Origin of the sequence: Nocardia cyriacigeorgica, assembly GCF_005863245.1 — a bacterium.
GTDB classification, from domain to species: Bacteria; Actinomycetota; Actinomycetes; order Mycobacteriales; family Mycobacteriaceae; genus Nocardia; species Nocardia cyriacigeorgica_C.
In genome coordinates this window covers 273,304-298,944 of record NZ_VBUT01000005.1, presented here as the reverse complement: position 1 = coordinate 298,944, position 25,641 = coordinate 273,304, and the positions used below count along the sequence as shown (strand labels likewise).

25 protein-coding genes are annotated in these 25,641 nt (G+C 68.9%); 13 read left to right on the top strand and 12 right to left on the bottom strand.

Features of this window, described 5'->3' with window-relative positions:
* Nucleotides 1-35: 35 nt before the first annotated feature.
* Entirely contained in the window at nucleotides 36-1,031 is a 996-nt protein-coding gene (locus FEK34_RS14520; RefSeq protein ID WP_249359164.1) for a transcriptional regulator, read from the bottom strand.
* Nucleotides 1,032-1,529: 498 nt separating this feature from the next.
* Between FEK34_RS14520 and FEK34_RS14515 the strand changes: the two genes are divergently transcribed.
* On the top strand, nucleotides 1,530-3,080 hold the full coding sequence (locus FEK34_RS14515) for an acyl-CoA carboxylase subunit beta (RefSeq protein WP_138448391.1): 1,551 nt from the start codon (nucleotides 1,530-1,532) through the stop codon (nucleotides 3,078-3,080).
* Between the two features lie 208 nt (nucleotides 3,081-3,288).
* On the opposite strand, the gene FEK34_RS14510 is transcribed toward FEK34_RS14515, so the two are convergent.
* The 4 genes from FEK34_RS14510 to FEK34_RS14495 all read right to left on the bottom strand — a co-directional run bounded on the left by FEK34_RS14510 (nucleotide 3,289) and on the right by FEK34_RS14495 (nucleotide 8,424).
* Complete coding sequence (locus FEK34_RS14510; RefSeq protein WP_138448594.1) at nucleotides 3,289-4,143, bottom strand: helix-turn-helix domain-containing protein; 855 nt, start codon at nucleotides 4,141-4,143, stop codon at nucleotides 3,289-3,291.
* A gap of 182 nt (nucleotides 4,144-4,325) precedes the next feature.
* Entirely contained in the window at nucleotides 4,326-5,390 is a 1,065-nt protein-coding gene (locus FEK34_RS14505) for a fused (3R)-hydroxyacyl-ACP dehydratase subunits HadA/HadB (RefSeq protein WP_138448390.1), read from the bottom strand.
* Nucleotides 5,391-5,533: 143 nt separating this feature from the next.
* Nucleotides 5,534-6,964 (bottom strand): lipase family protein, encoded by a 1,431-nt coding sequence (locus FEK34_RS14500; RefSeq protein WP_138448389.1) that lies wholly within the window; start codon nucleotides 6,962-6,964, stop codon nucleotides 5,534-5,536.
* Nucleotides 6,965-7,179: 215 nt separating this feature from the next.
* Complete coding sequence (locus tag FEK34_RS14495; RefSeq protein WP_138448388.1) at nucleotides 7,180-8,424, bottom strand: lipase family protein; 1,245 nt, start codon at nucleotides 8,422-8,424, stop codon at nucleotides 7,180-7,182.
* 279 nt (nucleotides 8,425-8,703) lie between these two features.
* On the opposite strand from FEK34_RS14495, the gene FEK34_RS14490 reads away from it, so the two are divergent.
* Entirely contained in the window at nucleotides 8,704-8,946 is a 243-nt protein-coding gene (locus tag FEK34_RS14490) for a hypothetical protein (protein WP_138448387.1), read from the top strand.
* 15 nt (nucleotides 8,947-8,961) lie between these two features.
* On the opposite strand, the gene FEK34_RS14485 is transcribed toward FEK34_RS14490, so the two are convergent.
* Complete coding sequence (locus tag FEK34_RS14485) at nucleotides 8,962-10,089, bottom strand: alpha/beta hydrolase family protein (RefSeq protein WP_249359161.1); 1,128 nt, start codon at nucleotides 10,087-10,089, stop codon at nucleotides 8,962-8,964.
* 156 nt (nucleotides 10,090-10,245) lie between these two features.
* On the opposite strand from FEK34_RS14485, the gene FEK34_RS14480 reads away from it, so the two are divergent.
* The 3 genes from FEK34_RS14480 to FEK34_RS14470 all read left to right on the top strand — a co-directional run bounded on the left by FEK34_RS14480 (nucleotide 10,246) and on the right by FEK34_RS14470 (nucleotide 11,947).
* Nucleotides 10,246-10,779 carry a DUF2599 domain-containing protein gene (locus tag FEK34_RS14480; RefSeq protein WP_138448386.1) on the top strand — a complete coding sequence of 178 codons (534 nt, stop codon included), beginning with the start codon at nucleotides 10,246-10,248 and terminating at the stop codon, nucleotides 10,777-10,779.
* 16 nt (nucleotides 10,780-10,795) lie between these two features.
* On the top strand, nucleotides 10,796-11,455 hold the full coding sequence (locus tag FEK34_RS14475; RefSeq protein ID WP_138448385.1) for an SDR family oxidoreductase: 660 nt from the start codon (nucleotides 10,796-10,798) through the stop codon (nucleotides 11,453-11,455).
* A gap of 264 nt (nucleotides 11,456-11,719) precedes the next feature.
* Nucleotides 11,720-11,947 (top strand): hypothetical protein, encoded by a 228-nt coding sequence (locus FEK34_RS14470; RefSeq protein ID WP_138448384.1) that lies wholly within the window; start codon nucleotides 11,720-11,722, stop codon nucleotides 11,945-11,947.
* A 131-nt stretch (nucleotides 11,948-12,078) separates the two neighbouring features.
* Here FEK34_RS14470 and FEK34_RS14465 read toward each other — a convergent pair whose 3' ends face one another.
* Nucleotides 12,079-12,966, bottom strand: a complete 888-nt coding sequence (locus tag FEK34_RS14465) for a helix-turn-helix domain-containing protein (protein WP_138448383.1) — start codon at nucleotides 12,964-12,966, stop codon at nucleotides 12,079-12,081.
* An 86-nt stretch (nucleotides 12,967-13,052) separates the two neighbouring features.
* Entirely contained in the window at nucleotides 13,053-13,274 is a 222-nt protein-coding gene (locus FEK34_RS14460; protein ID WP_036536711.1) for a DUF397 domain-containing protein, read from the bottom strand.
* Between the two features lie 780 nt (nucleotides 13,275-14,054).
* On the opposite strand from FEK34_RS14460, the gene FEK34_RS14455 reads away from it, so the two are divergent.
* The 3 genes from FEK34_RS14455 (at nucleotide 14,055) to FEK34_RS14445 (ending at nucleotide 16,232) form a co-directional block, all read left to right on the top strand.
* Nucleotides 14,055-14,312: a hypothetical protein gene (locus tag FEK34_RS14455; RefSeq protein ID WP_249357883.1), complete on the top strand. Its 258-nt coding sequence runs from the start codon at nucleotides 14,055-14,057 to the stop codon at nucleotides 14,310-14,312.
* Between the two features lie 148 nt (nucleotides 14,313-14,460).
* Nucleotides 14,461-15,717, top strand: a complete 1,257-nt coding sequence (locus FEK34_RS14450; protein ID WP_138448381.1) for a PucR family transcriptional regulator — start codon at nucleotides 14,461-14,463, stop codon at nucleotides 15,715-15,717.
* An 80-nt stretch (nucleotides 15,718-15,797) separates the two neighbouring features.
* The gene (locus FEK34_RS14445) at nucleotides 15,798-16,232 is read left to right on the top strand and encodes a CBS domain-containing protein (RefSeq protein ID WP_138448380.1); all 435 of its coding nucleotides are present in this window, start codon (nucleotides 15,798-15,800) and stop codon (nucleotides 16,230-16,232) included.
* Nucleotides 16,233-16,235: 3 nt separating this feature from the next.
* On the opposite strand, the gene FEK34_RS14440 is transcribed toward FEK34_RS14445, so the two are convergent.
* Nucleotides 16,236-16,667, bottom strand: a complete 432-nt coding sequence (locus FEK34_RS14440) for a pyridoxamine 5'-phosphate oxidase family protein (protein WP_138448379.1) — start codon at nucleotides 16,665-16,667, stop codon at nucleotides 16,236-16,238.
* Between the two features lie 175 nt (nucleotides 16,668-16,842).
* Here FEK34_RS14440 and FEK34_RS14435 point away from each other — a divergent pair, with 175 nt between their 5' ends.
* From FEK34_RS14435 to FEK34_RS14420, 4 genes are read left to right on the top strand one after another with little or no spacing between them, the layout of a single operon-like run.
* Nucleotides 16,843-18,135: an aminotransferase class V-fold PLP-dependent enzyme gene (locus FEK34_RS14435; RefSeq protein ID WP_249359158.1), complete on the top strand. Its 1,293-nt coding sequence runs from the start codon at nucleotides 16,843-16,845 to the stop codon at nucleotides 18,133-18,135.
* Nucleotides 18,132-19,442, top strand: a complete 1,311-nt coding sequence (locus FEK34_RS14430; RefSeq protein ID WP_138448378.1) for a heavy-metal-associated domain-containing protein — start codon at nucleotides 18,132-18,134, stop codon at nucleotides 19,440-19,442. The genes FEK34_RS14435 and FEK34_RS14430 overlap by 4 nt, the downstream gene beginning before the upstream one ends.
* Nucleotides 19,439-20,881 carry an alanine racemase gene (locus tag FEK34_RS14425; protein ID WP_138448377.1) on the top strand — a complete coding sequence of 481 codons (1,443 nt, stop codon included), beginning with the start codon at nucleotides 19,439-19,441 and terminating at the stop codon, nucleotides 20,879-20,881. Before FEK34_RS14430 ends, FEK34_RS14425 begins: the two co-directional genes overlap by 4 nt.
* Entirely contained in the window at nucleotides 20,881-22,200 is a 1,320-nt protein-coding gene (locus FEK34_RS14420) for a pyridoxal-phosphate dependent enzyme (protein ID WP_138448376.1), read from the top strand. Before FEK34_RS14425 ends, FEK34_RS14420 begins: the two co-directional genes overlap by 1 nt.
* A 24-nt stretch (nucleotides 22,201-22,224) precedes the next feature.
* Here FEK34_RS14420 and FEK34_RS14415 read toward each other — a convergent pair whose 3' ends face one another.
* Both FEK34_RS14415 and FEK34_RS14410 read right to left on the bottom strand, forming a co-directional pair.
* The gene (locus tag FEK34_RS14415; RefSeq protein WP_138448375.1) at nucleotides 22,225-22,920 is read right to left on the bottom strand and encodes a phosphatase PAP2 family protein; all 696 of its coding nucleotides are present in this window, start codon (nucleotides 22,918-22,920) and stop codon (nucleotides 22,225-22,227) included.
* A 101-nt stretch (nucleotides 22,921-23,021) separates the two neighbouring features.
* Nucleotides 23,022-23,456 carry a PaaI family thioesterase gene (locus FEK34_RS14410; RefSeq protein WP_138448374.1) on the bottom strand — a complete coding sequence of 145 codons (435 nt, stop codon included), beginning with the start codon at nucleotides 23,454-23,456 and terminating at the stop codon, nucleotides 23,022-23,024.
* Between the two features lie 95 nt (nucleotides 23,457-23,551).
* On the opposite strand from FEK34_RS14410, the gene FEK34_RS14405 reads away from it, so the two are divergent.
* Nucleotides 23,552-24,016, top strand: coding sequence for a winged helix-turn-helix transcriptional regulator (locus tag FEK34_RS14405; protein ID WP_138448373.1), 465 nt, complete (start codon nucleotides 23,552-23,554; stop codon nucleotides 24,014-24,016).
* A gap of 1 nt (nucleotide 24,017) precedes the next feature.
* On the opposite strand, the gene FEK34_RS14400 is transcribed toward FEK34_RS14405, so the two are convergent.
* Nucleotides 24,018-25,406 carry a bifunctional phosphatase PAP2/diacylglycerol kinase family protein gene (locus FEK34_RS14400; RefSeq protein WP_138448372.1) on the bottom strand — a complete coding sequence of 463 codons (1,389 nt, stop codon included), beginning with the start codon at nucleotides 25,404-25,406 and terminating at the stop codon, nucleotides 24,018-24,020.
* Between the last annotated feature and the right edge of the window lie 235 nt (nucleotides 25,407-25,641).

Genomic DNA, 25,641 nt, shown 5'->3' with positions numbered 1-25,641 from the left:
CCTTGTCCCGGGACGAATTCGGCGTCGGATACCGCTCAGGCGGATCGGCCGATTCGGGCCGCGTCGGCGGCGGCGACCGGCAGATACCGCCATTGGCCCGTCTCGCCGCTGTCTGTCTCGCCACCTTCGGTGATCCGGTACAGCCCCGCCGGATGCCCCGCGCCGCGGACGTGTTCGAGCACGTCGTGGGCGCGGCCGGCCAGTTCCGGGATCCGCTCGGTGGGTCCGCTGATCACCGCCGCGGTCAGCGCCACCTCGGCGGCCTCGCCGACCACCTCGAGCACCTCGCCGGTCATCGCGGGTGACGGCGCGAAAGCGGAGACGGGATCCTGCGGGATCAGCACCGTGCCACCGTCGGCCGACAGCAGCGACAACGACCGCGAGCCCAGCGGAGCGGCCAACGCCGCCTGCACTCGCCGCAGTTTGCGCCTGCCCGCCGATACTGCCCCGATCCCGGAATCGAGTTCGTCCGGATGCGGCGGTATCGCCAGGGCCACCACCTGGTACGCGGGCGCCACGGCGATGCCGGTGCGCCGGGCCAGCGCGCTGGCCCCGTGCCCGCTCAGCAGCGCCGAGACCAAGGTCTGGGCGGCGGTCTGGTGTTCGCGCGCGACGAGGCGGTGCTCGTCCAGGTAGGCCGCCGAGGCGGTGACCGTGACCAGTTCCAGCACCCGCACCATCAGCTGGGTACCGGCCAACAGCTGCTGCGCCGAATCATCGGCCGCGTCCTCGCCCGCGGCGTGGTCGGCCAGGAATTCCAGGCCCTGGCGGATCCCCTCGTGGTAGGCGCCGAGCACCGCTTCCAGGGCGACGCCCTCGCGCGCCCAGCGTGCCGCCGATCCCGCGATCGTTTCGGCGCCCGGCCCCGGCCGTGCGGTGCGTGGCTGCAGCTGCTGCACCGCTTCGGCCAGGCAGTGCCGCACCGTGGCCGCGAGGTCACCGCCGTGCGTGCCCCTTCTGCGGCGCATCAGGAATCGCACGAGTTTCGCTTCCAGGCTCGAAATATCGGCGCCGGCCTGTGTGCCCATCATGACTACCGGACGTTATCGGTGAACAGTGGTGAAATTGCCCGGAGCCGAGGGGAATCGGAGAAGTCATGAGCGCGATCCGGGCCGGTTGGGCGGAATCACAATCAGATAACGGACCGCGGGTACGCAGATCCGTGCGCAACGCAGGTGTGTCCCGGGAATGTGTGAGACACGGCGCCGGCCGCGCATTTCCCGGCGCCGCGTCGCGGTCACTGTACGGCCGGCCGAGAACAGGTGACAGCGACCGGCCGCGCCTCGAGGACCGATCACCAGCCCGTTCTTTTCTGTCAGGGAATACCCACAAAAACCATCGGTGCCACGCAACCGCACGCCGAGGTCAGGTGAGAGCCGGGGCGTACACGTCTGTGAGGTCTCCCATCAGATCAGCTCGGTCGCTGTGCCCGGCCCCTTCGCACCCTTAGCATCGAGCGCTGCGCCTCCGCACGGCTCGGCCTCGCGGTAGTTTCGGCGCCGGCGAATGAAGGGCTGGATCCACAAGTAATGAGCGGTACCCGAGAAAAGCTGGAACAGCTGCAGGCCATCCTGGAGGTCGCCGAAGAACCCGCGGGCGAAGGCGGTATCACCAAACGCAAACAGAAGGGCATTCCCAGCGCCCGGGAACGCGTCCGCGCCCTGGTGGACCCGGGAAGCTTCGTCGAAATCGGCGCGCTGGTACGTCAACCCGGCTCCGGCGAGGCCATGTACGGCGACGGCGTGGTGACCGGGCGCGGGCGCATCGACGGCAGGCCGGTGGTGGTCATCGCCCATGACCAGACCGTTTTCGGTGGCTCGGTGGGTGAGATGTTCGGCCGCAAGGTGGCCGCGGCGCTGGACTTCGCCCTCGACAACGCCTGCCCGGTGGTGGCCATCAACGACTCCGGTGGCGCCCGCATCCAGGACGCGGTCACCTCCCTCGCCTGGTACGCGCTGATGAGCCGACGGCAGGGAAAACTGTCCGGATTCGTCCCGCAGGTCTCGATCATGCTGGGCAAATGCGCGGCCGGGTCGGTGTACGCCCCGGTCAACACCGATGTGCTGATCGCCACCGAGAAGTCCTACATGTTCGTCACCGGGCCGGAGGTCATCAAGGAGGTCACCGGCGAAGAGGTCAGCATGGCGGAGCTGGGCGGCGCGCAGGTGCAGGCCGCCAACGGCACCGTGCACCACGTCGCGGCCACCGAGCACGATGCCTTCGCCTGGGCGCGCAGCTACCTGAGCTATCTGCCGTCGAGCTGCCTGGAACAGCCGCCGGTGGTCAACCCGGGTCTGGAACCCGAGCGCACCGCATCCGACCTCGAACTGAACGCCATCATCCCGGATTCGGACAGCCACGGCTACGACATGCACGACATCCTGGTGCGCCTGTTCGACGACGGCGAGTTCCACGAGATCAGCGCCGCCACCGCACCGAATCTGATCACCGGCTTCACCCGCGTCGACGGCCGCAGCGTCGGCGTGGTCGCCAATCAGCCGATGGCCCTCGGCGGCGCCATCGACGCCCGATGCTCGGACAAGGCGACCCATTTCATCCGGCTCTGCAATGCGTTCGGGCTGCCGCTGGTCTTCCTCGTCGACACCCCCGGTGTGCTGCCGGGCGTGGAGGAGGAACGCAGCGGGGTGATCAAGCGTGGCGGGCGCTTCTTCCGCGCGGTGCTGGAGGCGACGGTGCCGATCGTGACGGTGGTGGTGCGCAAGGCCTACGGCGGCGGCTACGCCGTCATGGGCTGCAAGCAGCTCGGCGCCGATATCAGCCTGGCCTGGCCGACCGCCCGGATCGCGGTCATGGGCGCGCAGAGTGCGGTGAGCATCGTCGGGCGCAAACAACTGGCGATGGTGCCCTCCGATCAGCGCGAGGCCGTGCGCCAGTTCATGATCGACCAGTACAACGCCACCACCGCGACGCCGTGGATCGCGGCCGAACGCGGCTATATCGACGCCGTCATCGAACCGGCCGATACTCGCCTCGAGATCCGGCGCGCCCTGCGGTTGCTGCGTGCGAAGGGCGCGGTCACCGACCACGATCCGCGCCGGCACAGCCTGTTCCCGGTGTAGCCGGTCGGTTTGTGTTCGCTCACAACAGTTTCCACGCCGGCCCGGAGAATTCCCGAGATCGGGCCGCGCACCGTGCCGTGCCCGCCGCTGTGCCCTAACGTCGGTGCCGTGCCCGGTTCTCGTTCGCCGCGTCGACCGGGTGCACGGCCTGCCCGGCGCGCTCGTTCCCTACCCTTGCGCGCCGGGCAGGCCACTGTCGCGGGTTGCCCTAATCGCCGGTGGGATGCCGCAGGATCGGCGGCTCCCGGTGACGCAGCGCCCGCAGCAGGCCGGGGGTGTGTTCGGGCGGGGTGGCGTGCACCGACAGCTGGTTGGCCACCGCACGGTAGGCGTCCAGATCGGCGCGCTTGTCCAGATACAGCGCGCCGGTGAGCTGCTGGATGTAGACGATGTCGGGCAGATCGGGCTCGGCGAAGCGCAGCATGGTGAACGCGCCCTCGGTCAGCGCCGGGCCGCCGACGTGGTCGGCGAGCAGCTGCACCGTCACGTTGGGCTGCTGCACCGCCGCCATCAACCGGTCGAGCTGTTCATTCCACACCGCGGTCCCGCCGATGCGACGGCGCAAGGCCGCCTCCTCCACCATCAACCACAGCCGGGGCGGATCGGGCCGAGTAAGAATTTCCTGCCGGCGCATCCGCAGCGCGACCCGCCGCTCGATGCCGTCCTCGGATTCGGTGGGATGGGCCAGCCGGATCAGGGCGCGGGCATAGTCGGCGGTCTGCAACAGTTCGGGTACCGCACGCGGTTCGTAGCCGCGGATCATCGACGCGGCCTGCTCGAGCCCCAGGTACATGTCGAACCATTTCGGCAGCCAGTCGCTGTCGCGGTGCCACCACCCCGAGCTGCCCGCTTCCTCGGCGAGTCTGCGGAATTCGTCGATCTCTTCCGCGTCGGTCACGCCGTAGAGGGCGAGCAGATCGAGCAGATCGCGTTCGCGGATGGGGGTGCGGCCCAGCTCGATGCGGCTGATCTTGGAGTGCGAGCCGCGGATGTGCTCACCGGCCGCCTCCCTGGTGATGTTGCCGGCTTCCCGCAGCCGCCGTAACCGGCCGCCGAGCACCATCCGTAAGACGGTCGGTCCGCCGTCGATCGCCGGGGTCCGCTCCCCCGCCGCGCGCGGGATGTCGGTAGGGACAGAACGTAGCTCCGAGGCACCCATCCTTCGAGTCTCCCATGGATCGGCGCGCGCCAGCGCCCGCGAAACCCGCTCGGCCCTACCGTCATTCGTGCCGCGACCGGCCGCGATCAGCGCAGGAGGACCTCGGCGGTGGCCCGGCCGAACAGTTTGCGGCCGCCGCAGGTCGCGGTGATCGCCACCGTCGCACTGCGGCGGATCGGGTCCAGCGCCTTGATCCGGCCCCGGAATTCGACCGCGCCCGCACGGGTGGCGTCGATCGGCGCGAATCCGGCGAAGCGCACCCCGTAGAAGGTGACGGCGGCCGGATCGTCGAGCCATTCGGTGAGGTATCCCGCGCCCAGGCCCATGGTGAGCAGTCCGTGCGACACCACGTCGGGCAGGCCTGCTGCCCGGGCGACCCGGTCGCTGTAGTGGATCGGATTGGAATCGCCCGACACCCCGGCGTAGTTGACCAGGTCCCCGCGCGAGAGCGCCACCGTGCGCACCGGAAGGGTGTCGCCGACCGCGACGTCGTCGAAGCGGATCCGGGCACGCGAGGGGCGCGCCGGTTCCGGTTCGGCCGGGGTCAGCTCGTCGAAACATTCCAGTACCGCGGGCTCGTCGGCCTCCTCGGCGCGACGCGCCGCCAGCGCCAGCCGGTCGGCCTTGGAATGACCGGACATGATCACCCCGTCCACCGCGGCGGCCAGCTCATCGGTGACGACGGTGCCGGTGACCGCGACGACCGTGGTGTGGGCGACCTGCACGACCTCCTTGTGTTCGTCGGAGAGCACATTGCGGGTGACCATGAAGTCCTTGTCGCCGAACTGGCGAAACGATTCGACATAGGCGTCGCAGCGCAAGCGGTCGCCGGCCACCAGCGGCCGGTACATCCGGATCGTCTGCTCGGTCTGCAACACCTGACTGATGTCGTAGCCGGTGAGCACCGCTTCGAACATGGCGCGCTGCATCTGCATCCACACCACCGACGGGAAGGTCAGCGGGGCGATCAGGGTGTCGTAGCCGAGCGCGGCGGCGGCGTCTTCACGCCAATGCGCGAGGTGCGAGTCCTGCACCGCTCGGGCGAATTCACGGATCTTCTCCCGGCCGACCTCATAGTGGTCGACCATCCGGTAGTGCCGTCCGACGAGCGCTGCGGCCTGTGCCGATGCCGTGGTCGAAATGTGGTTCATCTGCCTGCCTTCCGGCCCGGCCACACGCCGCCGGGACCGGGTAACGGTAACGGCGCGCCACCGCAAACGCCGGTCCGCGCGGCGAGTCTGGGGTGGGCGACAATCAGGGCGAGCCGGCGTCGTCGGCGGTCACAAATCGTGGTTCAGCATTCGCTGACCGCGGGTACCCCGCGCAATCGCTCGTCGAGCCACAGCATGGCCTCCGGATAGCCGAGCCCGGCGGCGATGATGTGCTCACCGAAGACGCTGCGGTACACCGCCGTCGCACCGAGCGCGCATTGTTCGGCGAACAAGGCCTCGGCTGCTTCGGCGGGCAGCCACCACTCGTGTTCGCCGTGATAGATGTACAGCGGCGTCGCCGAACGCAGGCCCGGCATCCTGGTCACCCGGTAGATCTCGGCGGCCAGCGGCGAGCGCAGCGGGTCGGCCATGTCGGCGGCGATATCGATTGGCAGGTGCAGGATGCCGGGTAGCGCGAACACCGAGACGCACTGGTCCTTCATCGGTGAGGTGGCCACCCACTGGGCCAGATGGTTCATCCGGTCCAGGATCTCCGGACGTTCGCGGCCGATGGCGAGCACGGCGGCCATGAACACTCCCGATGCCAGATTGGCGTTCATGCTGCGTGCCAGCACCTCGTAGTCGGCGGGCACACCGCCGAGCGCGGCTCCGGCGATCACGGGTGCCAATTCCGGGGCGTAACCCTCGATCAGCTTGACCGCCCCGTGCGTGGCGATGGCGCCACCGGAGTAGCCGGTGATGCCGAAGCGGCTCGCGCCGAATTCCTGCGGGGCCAGCGCACGCACCGCCCGGATGCCGTCGAGCACGGCATGACCGGCCACATACGGTTCGGCGTAGGCCATGCGCGGACCTTCGTGATCGGGGATCAGCACCGCGTAACCGCGCAGCAGGGCCAGCTGTGAGGTCGGTGGAATGAAATCGGTCAGCGCGGTGTGCGCCGACAATCCGTGCGAGAGCGTGTATCCCGGTGTGCAATCGCGGCCGAGGGCGTCGATGGGCAGATTGTTCACCACCACCGGGCGCGCGCCCTGGCCGGTCCACGCCGCGGCCGGAACCGCCAGCGTCGCGGTCGCGAACGACGGGCGGCCATGCGCATCCTCGGTGCGGTACTTCACCAGCTGAGCCCGGGCGATCGGCACGGTCAGCAGCGGTGCCGCGGTCGCGGTGACATCGCGGACCGCGAGTACCTGCCCATTGCCGAACCCGGCCAGATCGGCAGGCCACAGATCGAACATCGGGTCACCCACCGGTGACGGCAGCACCGCCTGATGCAGCGCCGCCAAGGCAGGTGAGGTGATGGTGGGCGCGGGCGACGGGGCCGGTCCGGCCGGTAGGGGCGGAATCGGCGGCGGCGGTATCACCTGGTCGATCCACTGCTGGATGCCTGGCAATATCGTCGCCGGATCGGGCATGACCGGTGGCGGCGGCACCGGGATCCCCAGCGCGGGCACGGGCGGCGGTGGACCGGGCAGCGGCGGTTGCGCCGCGGCGGGGCCGGTCGACACCACCACCGCGACCAGGGTCGCGACGACGACGGCTCGGAAGGATTTCATGGCACCCGCCTCTACAGCGACCTCGAACGCCGGCGCCCGGGTGATGCGGTTGTCGACCCCCGAAAACCCCCTGGTGTGCCGGGGCCGGAAGATCAGATTACGCGGCCACGCACACCCGGAGACCGCACCGTTTTCGAGTTGTGCGCGTGGCGAGGCCGGATCGTGACGATCGTCGCGGATCCGGCCTCGCCCAGCGGATTTCGCCTACCGGCGGCTCAGCAGTTGCTGGGCGCGGGCTCGCCACGGAATCTGGCATCGATCCAGACCAGCGCCGCCGGAAGACCGAGCACGGCCGCCGTCAGGTGGTCGGGCACGGCCACCGTCTCGGCCTGCACCTTGGTGCCCGCCGCGCACCAGCGGCGGTTGGTGTTGACGATGGCGTCGACCGGGACCAGCCCGTCGATCGGGGAATGCCATTCGAAGACCGGCATCGTCGGCGCGCCGTCGTAGAGCTCGAGGCTGTTCTCCTCGACGACCGCCCGCGCCTGCGGGTCCTCGACCATCGAGGTGGTCGCGGCGAAGTCCAGCACTCCGTGTCCGGCGCCGGTCGCCAGCAGCCCGTTGGTGCAGCTGTTGGCCATCGCGTTGCGCGCGGCCAGCCCCTTGGCATTGAGCTGATCGCTGATCGGGAACCGCTCCGGGTATTCCCGTTCCAGCCCGATGCCGGCGGCCAGCGCCAGCCCGAACACCGGATGCGAGCCGAAGCCGAGCCCCTCGAGCATCTTCACCAGATTCATCGGCACCCCGCCCATCGCGGCGCCGGCGATCTTCAGCTCCGGTGCGTAGGTCGGCTGCAAGGCCGCGGCCCACGCGGTGGCCATCCCGCCGCCGGAATAGCCGACCATCGACACCGGACTGTTCTCGACCTGGAGCTCACCCACCCGTTTGACCGCGCGGATGCCGTCCAACGTCACCTGACCACCCAGTTTTGCTGCGCCATAGGCGAATTGCGGGCCGAGGTGGTCGGGCAGCGCGATGCTCCAGCCGCGTTGCAACAGCACGTTCCACGCGACGGCCTCGCGCACCATGAGATCGGGATCGTTGGTGTAGAGCACCCGCGAGACCGAGCATTTGGCTCCGAGCGCGTTGATGATGTGCTGCAACGACAGCAACGGGCCGTTCTTCTGGTGCGAGCGCGGGGTCAGCACCGTGGTGGTCGCCGCGATCGGCTTACCGGTCGAGTTGGTCGAGCGGAACCGCACCACCGTCACCGTGGTGTCCGGGAACATCGGCAACGGCGGCATCTGCCGCACCGCGAGCACCTCACCGGGCTGTTTATCGGCCAGCCCCGGCGGTTCGGCGTAGAACGGGTCGGGATCGGGGGCCGGATACAGCGGCGCCGTACTCCCCTGTGCGGCCGTGCCGAGGACCAGCATCACTCCGGCGGCCAGTGCGCCCGCCGCGCGCAGCAGCCGACGACGCGGCCGTCCCTTTCCGGTCGAAGGTTTGGCCTGCCACATCGACGTCGAGCCTCCCGATATTCGCGATCTGTTTGTGAACATGCTCTGTCGTGGCGGCGCTGTCCGGGCCGCCACCGGGACGACTTTTTGACAATTCACAAGTGTGAACCGACCGGCCTGTGAGCGACGGGCGTGCGCACTGGTGAGAATCTCCGACACTGCCACGGGTGCCGCTGTGAATTGTCCAGCACGCTCGCTGGAACATGTTCTCGACAATGGTGAGGACTTACCGTCACACCTAACGGTGCCGATCCCGGCGCCGTGGAAGGAGACGGTGACATGGACGGCACAGCACACGCATTCGCCTACCGCACCCACCCCACGGAGATGCCGACCCGGCGCGTCACCGTCCACTTCGACGGACCGACGCCCGAGGACGCGCTGATCCTCGAATACGCGGCCACCACAACAGAGGCATGGGAATTCACCTCCGCCGCGGTCCATGCCGGTCTCACCGTCACCGTCGACGGCATGATCCGGCCCGGGCTGCGCCGCCTGCCGTGTAATTCGCTGTGGCACTGACCGCGCCCGGCCGGCTCACCCACGGCCGAAGAGGCGATCCAGGAATGCCAGCACATCCGGTAGCGCCTGATCGGCGGCCTCGAGGTGATCACCCGGATACACCCCCACCTGCATGTCGGTTCCCGAGGCGTGCAGCTCGGCGATGAGTTTCGCGCTCAACGGCGCGGGCACCTCCCGATCGGCAAGCCCCTGAGCAACGAACAACGGCGTCGTGTAGCCGGAGGTCGGGATCCGCATCATCGTCTCGGCGGCCGCCCACAGCGCCGGATCGTCGAGGGGACGGTTCAGCATCGCACCGATGGCGATCTCATCGACCCGCGCGGCGGCTTCGGGGACACATTCGGACTCCACGATCCGCAACACATCCTGTCCGACCGGGGTCAGGTAACTGTCGATGTCGAGTTCGGGCGTGGTAACCCGCAGGCCGGCGAGCAGCAGACCGAAATATGTCGTGGTGCGCCGCAACGGCAACCGGGGAATCCACGGCCCGGCCAGCGGCACCGCCAGTTCCAGATTCGACGGCGCACCGGTCGCCGCGGCGCCACGGAAATCGAGTTCGGGGGCGTCGGCGGCGGCGATATGCGCGGTGAACAGTGCGGTTTGCCCGCCCTGCGACTGGCCGAGCACCGCCCAGCGCGAGCTCAGGTCGGGAACGGCCGAACGCGCGGCCCGCACACCGTCGATCACACTGCGTGCCTGCGACGGCCCGTCCAGATACGGATGGGTTCCGGGTGTTCCCAGCCCGACGTAATCGGAGATCACCACCGCGTACCCGGCCTCGAGCAGCTGCGGATAGAGGGTGTCCAGGTAGTAGTCGCGGGGATTCTCGGTGAACGCGCAATGATCGGCGATGCCGACCGAACCATGTGCATAGGCCACGATCGGCCAGCCACCCGCCGGCGCCGGACCCGGTGGCAGATACACCGCCGCCGTGCTCTGCATCGGCGCGCGCGGGCCGCGCGACCAGTAGGTCAATCGTTGCGCCGACGCCGCCGCCGGCACCGACAACCGTCCCGACAACGCCACCGTGCCGGTGACCGTCCCCGGCGCCTCCACGGCCGAGGCGGCCACCGGATTCGCCAGGACAACGGCCACCGCGATCACGGCGCCCGCTGCCGCCGTCGAGATCCGAGTCCGCTTCACCGACCGACTATCGCCGCCGCCGGCCACGCCGGGCAAGACACCACAATCGGTGGGTGCGCGCCCGCGGCGGCGCGATCGGGCCATCGGCCACCGCAACCACTAAGCTCGATCGGACCGGGCAGACGGTGCCGGTGACGAGATCGGGAGGATCGGCAGATGGGGCGACCAACCGCAGGGGCGGTCTGCGCTCTGCTCATCCCGGCCGCGCTGGCCCTGGCCGGATGCGGATCCGACGACTCCCCCGCTGCCCGGCCGACATCGACGAAGGCCGTCCCGGCGACGACCGTGCCCGTCACCACGACCACCACAGCCGTGCCCGCCCCACTCGGTGCGCCCGCCGAAACTCCGCTGGCCTCCGCGCCGACCGTCGACCCGTACGCCGGTCAGCCGCTGATCGACCACGTCGTCTGGACCGCGAACATCGATGGCCCCCGCTTGCTGGTCCATCCCACGCAGGCCGGGCGCAAGACCACCTTCCCCGGCTCGGAGGAACGCGCCTGGCAGGAGGTGCTGGCCCAGTCGCCGGACGCGGGCAGCCCCGGCATGCGCGATCAGTTCATCTGCCACTGGGACTGGGCGCGCATCGTCGCGCCCGACAAGCCCAGCTGGAATCTGGAACCCTGGCGGCCCGACGTCGGCTATCTGGCCACCGTCGAGGCGCGCTGCAACCCCGGTGGACCGGAACGGTGAGCGAAAGGACACGACCATGCGCATCGTCATGGCAGGCGGACACGGCAAGATCGCACTCCTGCTGGCCGAATTGCTCACCGGGCGCGGGCACAGCGTCGCCGCGCTGATCCGCAATCCCGGCCACGCCCCCGAGGTCTACGCCGTCGGCGCCGAACCGGTCGTCATCGATCTCGAACGCGCGGCCATCGCCGATCTCACCGCGACCGTTCAGGGCTCCGACGCCGTGGTTTTCGCCGCGGGCGCCGGACCGGGCAGCACCGCCGCACGCAAGTACAGCGTGGACCGCGACGGTTCGGTCCTGCTGGCCGATGCCGCCGAAGCGGCGGGCGTGCGCCGGTTCCTGCAGATCTCCACCATGGGCGCCGGACTGCCGCCCGCCCCCGGCCGGGACGAGGTCTGGGCCGCCTATATCGACGCCAAGACCCAGGCCGAAGACGATCTGCGCGCCCGCGATCTCGACTGGACCATCCTGCGCCCGGGCGTGCTGACCGACACCGCCGCCACCGGCCGCGTCACCCTCGCCCCACCGCGCATCGAGCGCGGCGATATTGCCAGGGCCGACGTCGCCGCGGTGCTCGCGGCCCTGCTGCCCGCCGGCCAGACCGCGGGCATGACCCTGGAGCTGGTCGGCGGCCCTACGCCGGTCGCGGACGCGATCGCTGCCTTGCGACGCTGAGGATTTGCCCGCCAAAACCGAAGAGCGCGCGCACATTAGATCGTGCAGATGTGCTTGCATCTGAAAGGCACATGAACTTAGACTCTGCCCTACAACGCTTTACAGGGGACAACCAAGAAGGCCGCGTGAGCGCGCCGGCGGTTGAGATCACCATCGGTTCGCTGCCGCCTGACGTGAGGGGCGTTCATGCAACAACCATTACCCAGCGGCCGGTTCGCGATTGCCGATCCCGCACCGGCTGCCCGGTCGGCGAACGGTATTGATATGAGTACGATCTCGGCCCGCGGCGGCCAGCGAATCCAGGCTCCCACCAGGGAAAGCGCCGTCGAATTCGTCATCGACGCGATCGAATCCACCGGTGCGGCAACTCGTTACGATTTCGATATCGACCAGATCGTCACCCATGTGCACGCGCTGGCCGATGATTGGGATTTCACCTCGTTGCAGCGCGCGACCTTCTGGCGCGTCGCCTCCAGCTTCATAAAGGAGTAGCCGCACCCCGCGGCTCGACCCGCGATGCCACCTGTCCGTTCGCGGCCGGTGTCATCGCGGCCGGAGAATCATGACGGCCGTGACCGCTTGCCTGACAAGCATTCACGGCCGAAGTGTTTCCAGGGCCGGCCTCACAGGCCCTTCGCGTAATCGCTGATGATCTCGATCGAGCGTTCCGGGCGGGCGGCCTGCACGCTGAGCCGGTCCATCACCGACAGGTACAGCGCCAAGTCCTCGCGCCGGTCCAGGTACAGAGCGCTGGTCAGATGCTCGAGGTAGACGATGTCGGGCAACTCCGGTTCGGCGAAACGCAGGATGCTGAACGAACTGCCCGCCGCGGCGTGCTCACCCGCCGAGTACGGGACCACCTGAATGGTGACATTGGGTAGCTGCGCCAGCTCGATGAGATGGTGCATCTGCGCGCGGTGCACCTCGGCGCCGCCGACCGGACGGTGCAGCGCGGCCTCGTCGATCACCGCCCACACGAAGGGCGGATCGGCGCGGTGCAGGATTTCCTGCCTGCGCTGACGTACCTGGACGCGGCGATCGGTGTCGGCGTCCTCGTAGCCGAGGGTGACCACCGCACGCGTGTATTCCGGGGTTTGCAGCAGGCCGGGCACCAGATGCGCCTCATACGTGCGGATTTTCGTGGCGGCCTGTTCGAGCCCCAGATACGTGCCGAACCAGGACGGCAGCAGGTCGCTGTAGCGGTGCCACCATCCTGGTTCGTTCGCTTTGCGCGCGAGTTCCAGGAAGGACTCGCGCTCCTCGGGATCATGGACGCCGTAGAGGGTCAGCAGATCCCGGATATCCCGTTCCTTGAAGCCGGTGCGCCCGAGTTCGAGCCGGCTGATCTTGGCGTGTGAGCCGCGGATGGCGTCACCCGCGGCCTCGCGAGTGATGCCCTTGCCCTCCCGTAGCTTGCGTAGCTGGCCACCGAGGGCGATCCGTAGCACTGTCGGACCACGTTCCGCGACAACGGATTGCACACGACCATCGTCATCGGGCTCTGCGATCATGGAGTCGTCTCCGATACTCGGGATTTACCCACAGTGTGTCACAACTGAGACCGTGAACACACCGCACCGACGGCCCATGCTACCTCTCAGCTAGCGAGATCGTCGAACTCTCCGGCCTTCGCGCCGCGGATGAAGGCATCGATCTCGGGCCGGGTGTAGAACAGGATGCCGCTGTCTGGCTCGCGCGAATTGCGCACGGCCACCAGGTTGTTGGTCGCCTCCGCCATTTCCACGCAGTTCCCGCTCGGATTGCTGAACGTGCTCTTGCGCCATGCTCCGGCGACGCGGTTGGTGACTGACTCCGCCATTGGACCCACTCCTCGGTTACGACGTTTACCTAGACGCAGTGTTTGCAGATGCACACGCAAATGTTCTTGCATTTGCACACCCATCTGGACGATAGCACGACACGCGCCCACGCGCGCCCGCAGATTTCGCACCCTTCCGCGACCTCGGCGCAATCGGCCCGACCACCGGTTGCGGCGCCGACGAGGCCGCATCCGGTCAGTGTCTCGCGTTGGCACGTCTACGGGATCGAATTGCACACTGCCGCAATGAAATAGCGACCCGTCGGGGATTCGGGTGATGCCGGTCGGGAAAATCCTCACCGCCGGCTGCCGTGCCACAGCACCCGAGCGGCCACCAGTTGGCAGTAGCCAACTTGATCAGACGTCCAGGACGGGGCGCTGCGGGTGCTCACATCGGGCAACGGGCGCCGGATGTGCTAGAGCCTCACCGCCCCAGCGCGCCGACCAGGGCAAACAGGGCGGACTGATCGCCGCGCGGCCTCATCTCGGTCACGAAACGACGACGTGCGCGCAGATCGACGACGGCGGGCTATTCCCCGTGTATGACTTGGTCTCGCGCGGTGCAGGCGATCGGGAATCCGCCTGTGACACAGCATCGATCACCGGCCGCCCGGCTCGCCGGCGGCGAAGTGTTCTCTTCAATGTAAGCTACAAATGTACTTGCATTTGCAAGCGACAGACACTTAAACTCGATCATGAGAGTCGGGGAGGTACGCCGGAGTTCACGCCGGCGTCGCCATTCACACCTCCCCCCACGTTCTGATGCGAGGGGCGGTCGAAATGAGCCAGCCATTCCGAACTCCCCGCCGAGTCGCGATCTCCGGATCCTCCGGCGTCGAGACCCTGCGGCACCTTCCCGATGCCCTGCGCCACTACCCGGCACCGGAAGCAGCCACCGCCGACTGCGGTTCCGAACCACCAGGCCTCACCTATCGGCAGGCCCGCGAAATCCTGCGTGTCCACGAGGTACACGGGCCGCGCTGCAGGCAGTGGCTCGCCGCCGCCGCCTATCTGTCGGCCGGCCTCGACGACGAGTGATCGGCTACTCACCGGCGAAATCTACGGCCGCGCTAGCCGTTCGGCCGATCTGAGACGAACCCCTTTCACGTTGCCCGCCCGCTCGTATAGTGAGGCGAACGAACCGGATGTTGTCGGTTGGCATCCGAGGTGGCAACGGAGCAACTACATGAGCTTTTCCGCGCTCGACCTCTCGGTCGGCGACAACGGCACGGTCCTCGAAATCGGCGGACAGCCGGCCTCGGTGCCACTACAGAACACCGATCGTGTCGCGGCGCGGATGGTCGACTACTTCGCCACCTGCGTCGCGCCGTGCCGCGCGCTGCCCGGGGAACAGATGCGCGGCGATGTCACCGAGGTGACCCGCTACTGTCTGGCCCTCGCCGCCGAAATGTTCGACCGGCGCACCCTTCCCGAGGACGCGGCCTTCACCGAGATCCGCTCCGCCGCCGCGCAGTGGGCCAGGGAAGGAGTACCGCTCGGCACCATCCTGCGCGCGTATCACGAGGGCGTGCGCATCGCCTTCGGACTGGTCACCGCCCGCGCCGCGGCCACCGAGGTCGAGGAGGTCCTCGCCGCCAGCGATCTGATCCTCGAACTGCTCGAAGCCATCTCCGCCGCGGTCGCCGACGCCTACGTCCACGAACAGCAGCTGGTCGCCCGCGAACATCAGACCGCGAGCCAGACCCTTGCCTCGGCCCTGCTCAGCGGACGCTCCCACGCGGCGCTGGCGCTGCAGTCGGGGATACCGGTCGCCGAGCGCTATCAGGTGGTGGCGCTCTACATTCCGCCGCATCCGGACGAACGCAACCTGCGCGTCGACACCCGGGTGGCGGCCCGCCGCAAACTGCGCCGCGTGCAGTCGGAGCTGGCGGTGGTGTTCGAATCCACCGCGCTGGCGCTGCTGAGCCCGCAGGGCGGCACCCTGCTCATCCCCCTCGACGGCGACACCGAGCTGACCGACGACGTACTGGTGCGCCTGTCGGCCGCCGCCGAAGTACCGGTCACCGCCGCGATGGTCATCAGCGACACCGCCGAGGTGCCCGAGGCCGCCGATCAGGCCCATGAGCTGCTCGGGCTGGTGCGGGCCGGCGAACGCGCGCCCGGGCTGTATCAGATGACCGATCTCGCGGTCGAATACCAGCTCACCCGTGGCGGGCCTGCCACCAGGCGGATCGCGACCATCCTGGCACCGCTCGACGATCACCCCGAACTGTTCGCCACCATGCGGGCCTACCTGCGCAACGATATGAACCGCCAGCTCACCGCCAGGCAGCTGTATGTGCACCCGAATACCGTCGACTACCGGCTGCGCCGCATCGCCCAGCTCACCACCATCGACCTGGCCACCTCCGCGGGCATCTCGCAGGCCTCGATCGCGCTGCTGGCACGCGAGCTGGACCGCGGTCCGGCGGCCCGGCCCTAGGTGATGCCGATTCGTGCTGGTCACACGGTCGTCGAGGAGGGATCCTGAGAGGCGGAGTGTCACCCTCTGGATGGTGAAGCATGCGAATCGCGGAAATACTGCGCAGAAAAGGCAGTGAGGTAGCGACCGTCCGGCCCGACTCGACGGTTCGTGCCCTGCTCGCGACGCTCGCCGCGCACAATATCGGCGCGGTGGTCGTCTCCTCCGATGGTGTCGGCATCACCGGCATCGTCTCCGAACGCGATGTGGTGCGCAGTCTGCATCAGCACGGTGCCGAACTGCTCGACGCCCCGGTCTCGCAGATCATGACCACCGACGTGCGCACCTGCGACCCCGACGATCTGGTGGACGGGCTGCGGCGCACCATGACCGACCATCGCATCCGGCATCTGCCGGTGGTGCGCGACGGGCGGCTCATCGGCATCGTCAGCATCGGCGACGTGGTCAAGAGCGCGATCTCGGAGCTGGCGACCGAACGCGAACAACTGGTCGGCTACGTGCAGGGCACCTACTGAGCGCTACAGCTGTGAGGTGTCGCCCATATCCGCCGACAGCCAGTGTTCGGGGCGCATGAACACCACCACCTGCTCCCCGAACTGGCTCGACACGCGCAGATAGCCCTCCACATTCTCGGCGGGCAGGAACCGCGCGGCCATCTCACGGCTGTGCTGCTCGGTCATCGGTTCGATCCGGGTGACGGGGCCTTCCACGCTGACATAGCGCACGGTCGGTTCCAGCCGCTGCGCGACCAGGCTGAAGCGGCCCGCGGCCCGAATGTGTTTCAGCTTCTGCGACTCCGCGCCGGTGATGACCCACAGATCACCACCGGGACGGTACTGGTACCAGATGGGCACCGTCAGCGGTCCACGGCCGTCGAGGCCGGCGACGGCGAGCGAGGCCAGGTGCGGCTGGGCGAGAAACTCTTCGCGTTCCACGGAAGTCAGCGGCATGGTCGCCCACACTACGCCGACCCGCCGACACTTTTCGGTGCTCGCGGCCGTCCGCACGGACTGCGCTGCCATCGGCGGTGGTGAAAGCCGTTGGGTGCGAGAAAAGTTCGAAGCTTTTCCGGTTTGTGCGTATCGTTGAGCGATATTCAGCGCGTCCGGCGGAGGGAGCGGCACGGTGGGGTCACCTACGCGAACGTCGAACCCGGCTCCGGACCAGGACCGCGACCCTCGGCCCGCACCGGCCCGCCGGACGATCGACACCGCGCGCGCTCTGTTCCCGTCGCTGGACGACACCGGCGAGGTGTATCTCGACAGCGCGGCCACCACCCAGAAGCCGTGGCCGGTGATCGACGCGGTCACCGGCTATCACCGCGCGCACACCGCCAACGCCGGGCGCGGAAGCTATCGCTGGTCCACGGTGCTCACCGGACGGATCGCGCAGGTGCGCGAGCGGATGGCCGGTTTCATCGGGGCTGCGCACACCGACGAGGTGGTGTTCACCGCCGGCGCCACCGCCGCACTCAATGCCGTTGCGCTGTCGTGGGGCCTGGCAGCGCTCGACGACGGCGATCAGATCCTGTTCAATCCGCGCGATCACGCCGCCAACGTGCTGCCCTGGAAGCATCTGCGCGCGATCATGGCCCGGTTCGGCAGGCGGATCGAGCTGGTGCCGTACCGGATGACCGCACTCGGTGAGGCCGACGTCGCCGATATCGCGGCCAAGATCGGTCCGCGGACGCGGTTGATCACCACCAGCCACCTGCATCACGTCTACGGCGCGGTGACCACGCTCGAGGAATTGCGCGACCGGATTCCGGAGCGGGTGCTGCTGTGTTTCGACTGCAGCCAGAGCGGCGGGCATCTCCCGGTGGACGTCGCCGAGTTCGGCGCCGACTTCGCGGTGTTCGCCGCCCACAAGATGTTCGGCGCGCCCGGAGCCGGAGTCCTGTACTGCCACCGCCGGGTCCACGACCAGTTGATCCCATTCCTGCCGGGCGGTGGCTCCGGGCCCGGAGGCTCGGCGTCGGCGGGGATGCCCGGCCTGCTCGAGGGCGGAACTCCCGACATCGCGGCCCTGCTCGCACTGGGCGCCGCGCTCGAGGTCCTCGAGTCGTTCGGGATGACGGCGATCGCCGAGCATAATCGCGATCTCACCCTGCGGCTCGTCGACGGCCTGCGCACGGTGCCCGGCGTGCGCTTGCTGCCCGGCCCCGCGCACGCGCCCTGCGCGAAGGGCTACGGGATCGCCTCGTTCACCCTCGAAGGGATCTCCGCACGCGACCTCGGTTTCGTGCTGGCCGAATCCGGTTTCATGGTCCGCACCGGCGCCCACTGCGTGCCCGCCGACCCGTCCGACGGGGCGGCCGAGGCGGAATCGGTGCGGGTCAGCACCCAGATCTACAACACCGGCACCGAGATCGATCGTTTCACCGACTGCGTCCGCCAGATCGCCGAGGAGGTCCTATGACGGAAGCACCGACGGAGACCGGTGCCGTCCCCCCGCCCCGCTACGACCGCAGGGGCGCCTCCCGGGTCCTCGCCGAACTCGCCCAGCCGGGCCTGTTCGCCCCTGCTGCCCCGGCACGGCCGCGGCACATCGAGTACACAAGCACACCGCTGACACCCGAGCCGGGCCATCGCCTGACGGTCTCGCAGCGGATGTATCTGGAGCGGTTCATGCGGCCGTGCCGCCCGGATCAGGTCACGACGGCCACCCATCGGATCACCTGGACCGACAGCCACGGCATCCCCAATACCGGCCACTACCGCGACGACGGTCTCGGCCCGATCATGCCGATCGCCGCCCGCGAGGCCGTGCTGGAGCTGTGGGATCGGCTGGCGGCCAACCATGCGCTGGCCGAACGCATCTCGAGGTTGGATGCCGCGGCGCGGGCGCTGCTCGACGGGACCACGACCGACCACGAACCGATCGAGATCTTCCGGGTCGGCATCGAGGCCACCGGGCGGGCGCTGGCCCAGCACGCGCTGCTCGCCCGGCAGACCCCGTACCGTGACGGCGCCGAGTTCGCACACGGCCTGCTCGGATCCGGCATTTTCGCCGCCGTCGCGACCCGCTGGTACTGGGAGCTGCAAGCTTCCACCTACCGGCGCGGCATGATCCCGGTGATGTTGCGCGCCCAGCCGGATGCGACGGTGCGGTATTCGGCCGACACCGTCGCCGTGCTGCGCGCGATGAAGGACGCCACCATCGCCGACGCGCACACGGTGATGCGGCGCGCCACCGGGCAGGAAGGTCTCACCGTGACCGAGGCGATCGAGAAGTACCACGACGACCTCGATCTCATCTCCCGTCAGTACGCGCTGCTGCCCTCGGGTGCGCGGCCTGCGTGTCTGGCCGCCATGCCGCACAGGATCGGCGACGAGCACTACAGCATCCTGCCGGTGGTGGCCGAGCAGGTCGTGGCCGCTTTCGTCCGGATCCACGCCGACCTCACCATCGGGGCGGTGCCGCACGAGCTGGACCGGCTCGACGGTGACGGACCGATCGCGGCCGACGATCAGGTCTTCTATGTCCCGGATATGACCTGCAAACACTGCGTGCGCACCATCGGGGGCGTGCTGGAATCGATGGATATCCGGGTGTCTGAGATCGATCTGGTCAGCAAGCGGGTGGTGGCCGAGTTCCGCAGTCCCCGTAATCGGGTGCGCGCGTTCGAGGCGTTGCGCGACGGCGGATACAACCCGTCGGTGGTGCCCGCGCAGACCGAGGCCGGTGCGGGTGAACCGGCCGCGGCTGCGGATTCCGGTCGATGACCGCACCCGCCCTGCCCGGCCTGATCGATCCGATGGTGCGGGAGTTCCTCGCCGAACGCGCGAGCCTGGAGGCGGCGCTGGCGCGGTACGGCTCCCCGCTGAACGTCGTGTTTCCTCAGGTTTTCGAGCAGAACCTCGGCCGGCTCCAGGGTGTGCTGAACGACCGGCAGCTCCCCTACCGTATCTGCTACGCGCACAAGGTGAACCAGGCCCACGCCTTCGTCCGGGCCGCCGCCGACGCGGGCATCGGCATCGACGTGGCCTCGGCCGGAGAACTGGCCAGTGCGCGACGCGGCGGGTTCGCGCCGGGGCGAATCGAGGCCACCGGTCCCAAGGGCGCCGGATTTCTCCGGCAGCTGATCGAGGCGGGTGTCACGGTGAATGTGGACAACCAGTGGGAGCTGGAGATGATCACCGAACTCGCGGTGGGCGGCCCGCCGGTTCCGGTGCTGGTGCGGGTGTCCGGGTTCGATCCGGCGCGGGTGAGCCGCTTCGGCATTCCATTGGCGCGTATGGATCGGGCGCTACGGACGCTGGCCGCGCATCGCGACCGAATCGACCTGCGCGGCTTCGCGTTCCATCTCGATTCCGGCGATGTCGGCGAACGGGTGCGTGCCTTCGATGACTGCCTGACGCTGATCGAACGCGCCTACGAGCACGGACTGACACCCTCGGTGCTCGATATCGGTGGCGGACTGCGCCAGGTATTCACCGCTGACGCCACGGATTTCGACCGGTACGTGCGCGCGCTGCGCGACTCGCTCGCCGGTCTGGGCGCGCCGATGAGCTGGGGCAACACCACCTTCGGCTATCAGGTCGACGGCGGCGCGGTGCGCGGGGTGCCGGTGTTCCACAAGTACGCCAATACCATTGCCGCCGACCACATGCTGGCGGAGTTGCTGGATGCGCCCCTGGAGCGGCACGGTGGGCGGACGGTCGCGCAGGTGGCGGCCGACAATCTGCTCGAGCTGTGGCTGGAACCGGGGAAAGCGCTCGTCGACCACGCCGGGATCACGGTGGCGGCGGTCGAGGTGGTGAAGGAAGCCGCGGACGGCTCGGTGCTGGTGGATCTCGACATCAGCCGGGACGCGGTGACCCCGGCCGATCAGGAGGTCATGGTCGATCCGCTGGTGCTGCCCGGTGACGCGCGCGAGGTGCGGGATCCGGTCGCGGTACAGGTGTTTTTCGCGGGGCGGCTGTGTTTGGAGCGAGATCTGATCACCAACCGCCTCGTCTCCCTCCCCTGGCTGCCGCGCCCGGGAGATCGGGTGGTGTTCCCGAATACCGCCGCCTACCACATGGATCTGTCGGCGGCGACGGCGTCGATGCGCCCGCCCGCCGCGAAGGTCGCGGTCACCCGCGACGGCAGCGGGTTCCAGGTGTGCGCCGATGCGGCGTTCCGCGCCGAATCCGCGGCTGGACTCTCGGAGGTGCGGTGATGCCCTACGACCACATCGCCGAACTCATCGGCAACACTCCCCTGCTGCGCCTGGACCCGGCAGTGCACGGGCTCGACGGTGTGCAGCTGTACGCGAAGCTGGAGTCCCACAACCCGTTCGGTTCGGTCAAAGACCGGGTGGCGTGGGCGATGATCCGGGACGAGCTCCCCGGCCTCGCCGAGGAGGGGCGCACGCTCATCGAGGCCTCGAGCGGCAATACCGCCAAGGCCTTGCGGCTACTGGGCGCGGTGCACGGTGTCGGGTTGCGGGCGGTGACGAACCGGATCAAGGTCGAGGAGGTGCGGGATCTGCTTCGCCTGCTCGGCACCGAGATCGTGGAACTGCCCGGCCTGTCCGAATGTCCCGATCCGACCACGCCCAACGACGTGTATTCGGTGATCGAAGCGACGATGGCGGAGCGGCCGGGCGCGTTCCATCATCCGTCCCAGTACACCAACGACAAGAACGTGCAGGCCCACCACGACGGCACCGGCCGCGAGATCCACGAGGACCTCGCCACCGCGGGCATCGACCGCGTCGACTACCTCGTCGGCGGCCTCGGCACCACCGGATCGACCCGCGGCACCGCCACCTACCTGCGCAAACATCATCCGGAGCTGCGCACCATCGCCGTGGTGTCGGAGCGGTCGGACTTCATCCCAGGGATCCGTTCCGAACACGAGATGTGGGATGTGGGGCTGTTCCAGCCCGATTTCTACGACCGCATCGTCACCGTGGATTCCGCCCGCGCGATCGAGGCGACGCTGACCCTGGCCCACGGATACGGAGTGCTCGCGGGCCCGACGAGCGGGGCGGCGTACGCGGCGGCCGTGGACAGCCTCGCCGCCTTGGATCGTTCCGGCGCCGAGCCGATCGTGGCGGTGATCGTCGTCTGCGATCGGATCGAACCGTATCTGTCCTATATCAAGAAACGCAGGCCCGACCTGTTCGGCGGTACGAACCGGCGCTACACCCCGACACCCCAGGAGCTGGCCGCCGTGCCGGTTCTCACGCCCGCCGAACTCGCCGAACTGAATAGCACCGAGCACCCGGTGCTGGTGGACACCAGGGGCGCGATGGCCTACCGGATCGGCCACGTTCCCGGATCGCTGAATATCCCCGACGATCACCTGGCCGACCTGCTCACCCACGCCACCCCGTTCTCCGTGTCCCGGCCGGTGGTGTTCATCTGTCCCACGGGCGACCTGTCCCGCCACTTCGCCGCCACCATCCAGCGCACCGGGCATCGGGCATACAGCCTCGACGGTGGGGTGATCGCCTGGCGGGACGCGGGGTTGCCGCTGGAACGCGGGAGCTGAGGTTCGGGCTGGTCGGGGACACCGCTAGGTATCGGCGCTACGCTCCGCGCTCGCCTTCCACTCGGCAGGGGCGGCGGCCGCCGGGGCCTGTTCAGCCTCCGGGACCGGCGGCAATGTGCGCCGGTAGCGGGCGTAGCCGGTGAGCATGATGGTCAGCCAGAGCAGGCCGATGGTCCAGCCGGCGAGGACGTCAGTGGGCCAGTGCACGCCGAGGTAGACGCGGGACAGGCCGACCAGCACCACGAAGGTCGCGGCGGCCGCGGCCACGGCCGAGCGTGGGCCGGGCCGGTGCAGGGTGGCGATGACGACGGCGGCGATGACGCCGACGACGACCGCCGAACCGAGGGCGTGCCCGGACGGGTACGAGTGGCTGGTGACGGTGACCAGCCGGTCCGCCACCGGTGGGCGTTCGCGGTCGATCACCGATTTGAGCAGCGGAATCAGCAACGCCGACCCTGCCCCGGTGACCGCGACCAGCGTGACCTCGGGCCACTGGCGGCGCTTGGCCAGCACCGCGCACGCGAGGATCGCCGCCGACCACATCGCGATGGTGCCGCCGGAGTGGGTGATCACCTTCGCGGCCGGGGTCAGCGCGTCGACGCGGTGGGCGACGACCCAGTCCATGATCGGCACGTCCACCACTGCCTCGGCATCGCCATGCAGCACGAACCAGGTCAGCGCCACCGCCAGCACCGCAAGCACGACCGCCACCCACACCATCCGCCCACCTTATGCGCAGCCGGCTGCACGGCGCCGGACCCGCCGGTGAGCAGGCATGCCATGGCCCCGCGATGACGCGGCAGTACCCGCCCCGGTTGGTGTCAGCTCGGCAGCGGCACGTTCTGCAACCGCACCTGCCCACGCGCGAGGGTTTTGCCGGTCGCGTCATCGGTGATGACAACTTGCCACAACTGCTGGGTGCGGCCCTGATGGAGGGGTTCGGCCGTCACCGATGCCCGGCATTCGGTCGCCGGTCGCAGGAAATCGGTGGCATTGTGCACACCGACCGCGAATTCGCCGCGGTCGGCCACCGCAGTGCTGGCGCCGACGCTGGCCGCGGTCTCCACGATCGTCGCGTACACCCCGCCGTGCACCACGCCCCACGGGGTGTGGTGATCGACGCCGAGTTCGACGTGGCCGGAGACTCTCGAACCCGACAGATCCTCGATCACGAGTCCGCTCGCTGCGACGAACCGACTGGCGTTGGTGAGGTCCACACCCGCCACTTCCTGCGGCACGGTTGCGGGATCCGGCATGCGATGCTCCTGACGTCGGTCATCTGACTTTCAATATGAAAGCTAGCCATGCTCACCGGCTGACTGTCAAGTCCGAAGGCAGATACGCTGGTCCGATGGAGTGGCTCGAGTACAGCACCGCCAACTGCTCGGTGCAGCGCACGCTGGATGTCATCGGGGATCGGTGGACGATGATCGTGCTGCGCGAGCTGTTCAACGGCGTGCGCCGCTTCGAACAGATCCGGCAGCATTCGGGCATCTCGGAGTCGGTGCTGTCCAACCGGCTGGCCAGACTTCGTGATGCGGGCGTCATCGATGCGGTGCCCTATCGGGAATCGGGCAGCCGAACCCGCCGTGAGTACCGGCTCACCGCCAAGGGCGCAGACCTGTACCCGATCCTGCTCGCGCTACTGCAATGGGGCGACCGATACTGCGCCGACCCCGAAGGACCCGCACTCGTGGTCGGCCATCGCGACTGCGACGAACCGGTCGAGGTGGTGGTCCGGTGCCGGGCCGGACACGATGTCGAAGGGCCGCACCGAGCACGCACCCATGCCGGGCCCGCGGCCAGGCCGGTGTAGGTCAGCGCCGCCCGTTGCCGTCGATCACGCCGGTCTCCGAGGGCCGGAAGACACCGAGCGCACCCGCTTCGCTGGTGATGGTCAGATCCTTCACCCTGTGGTTGACCTCGCCGTCGGTGGCCAGCGAGACATCCGAGCCGACCACCTGCACCCGCATCCGCGCCACCCGCCGGTGCACGTAGGTGTGTGAATGTTCCAGGCTGCCGGTGATGGTCGACCAGATCAGCCGGGTCCGCGACAGCGGCAGATCCGCGCGCAGGTACCGGACGTCGAGGGTGCCGCCGTGCAGTCGCGGGCGTGCGGCCGGGATCTGGTGGCCGGGCACGTAGGTGCCGTTGCCGACGAACAGCATCCAGATCTCGACCCGCTCCCCGTCGATGATCGCGTGCAACGGCTGCGCGCGCGACAGCACACGCAGCAGCGCGACGGCCGCGGCGGGCCATTTCCCGAGCCGCGATTCCAGCTTTTCGCGCAGTCGCACGAAATCCGGGTAGCCGCCGAGGCTCGCGGTGTTGACGAATGTGCGTTCACCGTCTCCGCCGAAGCGAACCCGGGCGATATCGGTCCGCATCACCTCACCCGATTCCAGCGCCGCCACCGTCGCGGCCGGATCGTCGACGCCGAGATCGCGCGCGAAATGGTTGAGGGTTCCCCCGGCGAACACCGCCAGCGGCAGATCGTGGCGAACGGCGGCTTCGGCGACACCGGAGACGGTGCCGTCGCCGCCGAGCGCGCCGAGTGCGACCACTCCACCCGCGCGGACCTGCTCGGCGATCTGCGTGCCGAGGTCGGCGCTCGGGTCGAGTTCGAGGATCTGAGCTCCGGGGAGTTTGTCGCGGAGGGGGTCGAGCTGGTCGCCGTTGCCCGGGCCGGAGGAGCGGTTGACCACCAGCAGCAACCCCTTGCCGTCGGGCAGCGGTGTGGTGGACTCGGTGGGCCCCATGGTGGCCGGTTCCCCGGCGCGCACCGCCCACCAGCGCCGGGTGGCCAGCGCCAGCGCCGAGCCGAGCATCGCGCCAGCGACCACATCGGAGGGCCAGTGCACCCCGATGTGCACGCGGGAGTAGCCGACGGCCACCGCGACCGGCGCCACCGCGACGGCGGCGCGGCGGTCTTCGAGCGCGACGCCGGTGACGAACGCGGCCGCCGACGCCGAATGCCCGGACGGGAACGACGACGAGTAGGGCGGTTTCACGGGCCTGCGCACGAACGGCACGGACGCGTCCGGCGGCCTGCGCCGCGGGAACATCGGCTTGGCGATGCCGTTGGCGATGCCGCTGGCCAGCCCGACCGAGAGCACCCCGCGCACCGCCGCCCGGCGTTGTGCACGGTCACCCACCAGGTACATCGCGGCCGCGGTGGCCACCCACAGCAGGTTGCGGTCGGCCATCCGGCTCAGTTTGCGCAACGCCCGGTCCGCCGGTGTGGGTCGCAAGTCGGCACTACGCGCTATCAGCCACCGATCCACCGCACTCACCGCTTACCTCACTTCTCGCCGGGCCACCGGGCACCGGCCACGGCACTGTCGGAGTCTAGCCATCCGGCGCGCACCCCGCCCGGATCCGGGCGCGGCACTGGACGGTACGCACCTCGAATTGCGCTGCGCAACAGCATGATCGGTACCT